The sequence below is a fragment of the Polaromonas sp. genome (assembly GCF_043778355.1).
Taxonomy (GTDB): domain Bacteria; phylum Pseudomonadota; class Gammaproteobacteria; order Burkholderiales; family Burkholderiaceae_C; genus Polaromonas.
The window spans coordinates 1-3791 of record NZ_JAYWHI010000043.1; the positions used below are offsets into that span (position 1 = coordinate 1).

A 3791-nucleotide genomic window follows, 5' to 3' on the forward strand; every position below is an offset into this window, starting at 1 on the left:
CCCGTGAAAAGTTACAAGATCGCCTGTATTCCAGGCGACGGCATTGGCAAGGAAGTGATCCCGGCCGGCCAGCAGGTGCTGCAGACGCTGGCCGCTACACAAAAAAATTTCAGCTTCGACTTCACGTCCTTCGGCTGGGGCGGTGACTGGTTCCGCCAGCACGGCGTGATGATGCCGGACGACGGCCTGGATGCGCTGCGTGGCATGGACGCCATCCTCTTCGGCTCGGCGGGTGACCCGCATATCCCCGACCACATCACGCTGTGGGGCTTGCGTCTGAAGATCTGCCAGGGCTTCGACCAGTACGCCAATGTGCGGCCTACACGTATCCTGCCCGGCATCGACGCGCCGCTCAAGCGCTGCACGGCGAAAGACCTGGACTGGGTCATCGTGCGCGAAAACTCCGAGGGCGAATACGCCGGCGTCGGCGGGCGTGTGCACCAGGGCCATCCGATCGAGGTCGCCACTGACATGTCCATCCTGACGCGCGCCGGGGTCGAGCGCATCATGCGCTTTGCCTTCCGTCTGGCGCAGTCGCGCCCGCGCAAGTTGCTGACCGTGGTCACCAAATCCAATGCCCAGCGCCACGGCATGGTGATGTGGGACGAGATCGCGCTGCAAATCAGCAAGGAGTTTCCGGATGTGGCCTGGGACAAGGAACTGGTCGACGCCTGTACAGCGCGCATGGTCAACCGCCCGGCCTCGCTGGACACCCTGGTCGCCACCAATCTGCATGCCGATGTGCTGAGCGACCTGGCGGCCGCGCTGGCCGGTAGCCTGGGCATTGCCCCCACCGGCAACATCGATCCCGAGCGGCGTTACCCCTCGATGTTCGAGCCCATCCACGGCTCGGCCTTCGACATCATGGGCAAGGGCCTGGCCAATCCGGTCGGCACCTTCTGGTCTTGCGTGATGCTGCTGGAGCACCTCGGTGAAAACGCTGCGGCGCAGCGCCTGATGCAGGTCATTGAGCAGATCACTGCCGACTCCTCACTGCACACCCGCGACCTGGGCGGCAAGGCCACCATGGATCAGGTGACCCAGGCCGTGTGTGAACGCCTTTCCGGCGCGCGGGAAGAAACCCGCTGCGCAGCTTGAAACATGAATCAAGAGTAGATTCACACATCATTAAAACCGAAGGAGACAAAACCATGAAGAAGCTGATTTCCCTGCTGAGTCTTGCCCTGCTGGCGCCAGTGGCGCTTGCCCAGGCCTGTCCCGACAAAAACGTGTTGTACTGGCAGGCCTTCCCGCCGGGCGGCGAGTCCGACCTGTCGGCACGCCACCAGCAGGTGGTGCTCAAGAAGAAGTGCCCAGCAGTTGACACCATCATCCAGTACAAGGCGGGCGCTGGCGGCGCGCTGATGTGGTCGCAGATGAACCAGCTTCCGCCCGATGGGTTGAACATCGTCGGCGTCAACCTGCCGCACATCGTGTTTCAGCCGATCGAGGGCCAGGTGCAGTACAAAACCGCCGACGTGACGCCGGTGTTCTGGTTCCACTTCACACCCGACGCGCTGGTGGTGCCCGAAAACAGCCCGCACAAGACCTTTGCGGATTTCATTGCCGCTGCGAAAAAAGACCCCGGCAAGATGAGCCTGGGCGGCTCCGGCCTGAACTCGGCCAACCACGCCTCGCACGAGCGGCTAAATGCCGCCTTCGGCATCAAGAGTACGTATGTGCCTTACAAGGGCACGGGCGACATGGCGCTGGCCGTGGTGGGCAGCCAGATTGATGGAGCGGTGACCTACACCGCCTTTGCCATCAACAACAAAGGCAAAACGCGTGCGCTGGCCGTGGCCATGGACAAACGCCATCCACTGCTGCCCGATGTGCCGACCTTCAAGGAGCTGGGTGTGGACTGGGTCGACGGTGCCTACCGCGGCATTGGCGTTCCCAAATCGACCCCGCCGGAAGCCCGCAAGAAAATCGCCGACATGTGGGCTGCGCTCAACAACGAGCCCGAGATGAAGGAGCTCGCAGCCAAAAGCGGTTTCGAGCTGGTCAATGTGGGACCGGACCAGATGGACGCTTTTATGAAAGACAAGACCCGGCTGTACACCGAAGGCGCGCAGCGTTTGGGGCTGGGTAAAAAGTAAAGTAACTGGCGGTAGCCGCGCCGCCGGCAAGGCGCGGCCGCCAGCAAGTTTCTGGCGGAGTTACCAGCGGGTTACGGCGGCACAATAGGGCCTGGAGACACCGAATGACCGCACCGAATCCCGCCACCGCCCCCCGTGCCTTTCTTGAGCATCTGTACCAGGCCGCCGTGCAACGCGCGCTACCGCTGCACAACACCGCCGCGTTTCTGCCCCCACCGCCGAAAGGCCGCACCATCGTCATCGGCGCCGGCAAGGCCGGCGGCTCCATGGCCCAGGCGGTCGAGGCTTTGTGGCCGACTGATGCGCCGCTGGCAGGCCTGGTGGTCACGCGTTACCACCACATTCCGCCGCGTCCCGAGGGTTTGCCGCAACGCATCGAAATTGTCGAAGCCGCGCACCCGGTGCCCGACGCCGCCGGGCTTGACGCCGCGCAGCGCATCCTGCAGATGACGCAGGGCCTGACCAAGGACGATCTGGTGCTGTGCCTGATCTCGGGTGGTGGTTCGGCCTTGTTGACTCTGCCCGCAGACGGCTTGAGCCTGGAAGACAAACAAGGCATCAACAAGGCCCTGCTCAACAGCGGCGCCAACATCGGTGAAATGAATTGTGTGCGTAAACACCTGTCGCGCATCAAGGGCGGGCGGCTCGCTGCGGCCTGTGCGCCGGCGAGGGTGGTGACGCTGACCATCAGCGATGTGCCTGGCGACGACCCGTCGGTGATTGCCAGCGGCCCGACCGTGCCCGATGTCACGAGCTGCGCTGATGCGCTGGCGATTTTGAAGCGCTACAACATTGATATTCCCGCTGCCCTGATGGCGCAGCTTGAAAGCGGCGTGCTGGAGACCCCCAAGCCGGGCGACAAGGCCTTCGAGGGCCATGCGGTGCACATGATTGCTACGCCACAGCAGTCGCTGGAAGCTGCGGCGGCTGCGGCGCGTGCAGCGGGGCTTGCGGCTTACATCCTCAGCGACGAGATGGAGGGCGAGTCGCGCGAAGTCGGCAAGGTGCATGCGGCCATCGCGCGCACCGTCGCCCGATCTTCTGAGTCCTCGCGCGCCGTGGCGCTCAAGGGCCAGCCCTTCAGCAAACCCTGCGTGATCCTGAGCGGCGGCGAAACCACGGTGACCGTCAGATCCCGTCAGCCCGGCGACGCCAAAGGCCGCGGCGGCCGTGCGGGTGAGTTCTGCCTGGGCCTGGCCTTGGGCCTGCAGGGTCAGCCGGGGGTGTATGCACTGGCCGCAGACACCGACGGTATCGACGGCATGGAAGACAACGCTGGTGCTTTCGTGGCGCCCGACACGCTGCAGCGTGCAGTGGCCCAGGGCATGAAGGTGGACCGCTTCCTGGACCGCAACGACGCTTACGGCTACTTCGAGCCGCTCGGTGATCTGGTGGTCACCGGGCCGACGTATACCAATGTCAATGACTTCCGGGCGCTATTGATTTTGTAGCTGCTTGCGCTTGCTGCGCAAGGGCTGGAGGCAGAAATGACTGTCATCCCGGACCCCGGATCAAGTCCGGGGCAGGCCCGATCCGGGATCCATCTTTTGCTTCCACGAGCCGTTGGGTGTGCCTGCGCCAGTAGGCCGGGGGGTGCCCGGCAGCAACTCACTTTCTTTTTGCGTCGCCAAAAAGAAAGTAAGCAAAGAAAAAGGCGACCCGATGGTCTGGATCCCCTCCGCTACGCTCCGG

3 protein-coding genes are annotated in these 3791 nt (G+C 63.7%); all 3 read left to right on the forward strand.

Annotated elements, in window-relative coordinates; genetic code table 11:
* Positions 1–3: 3 nt before the first annotated feature.
* On the forward strand, positions 4–1098 hold the full coding sequence (locus tag ACH2CW_RS07580; RefSeq protein ID WP_395056714.1) for a tartrate dehydrogenase: 1095 nt from the start codon (positions 4–6) through the stop codon (positions 1096–1098).
* Positions 1099–1151: 53 nt separating this feature from the next.
* Complete coding sequence (locus ACH2CW_RS07585) at positions 1152–2099, forward strand: tripartite tricarboxylate transporter substrate binding protein (protein ID WP_395056710.1); 948 nt, start codon at positions 1152–1154, stop codon at positions 2097–2099.
* 104 nt (positions 2100–2203) lie between these two features.
* The gene (locus ACH2CW_RS07590; protein ID WP_395056712.1) at positions 2204–3550 is read left to right on the forward strand and encodes a glycerate kinase; all 1347 of its coding nucleotides are present in this window, start codon (positions 2204–2206) and stop codon (positions 3548–3550) included.
* Positions 3551–3791 lie beyond the last annotated feature (241 nt).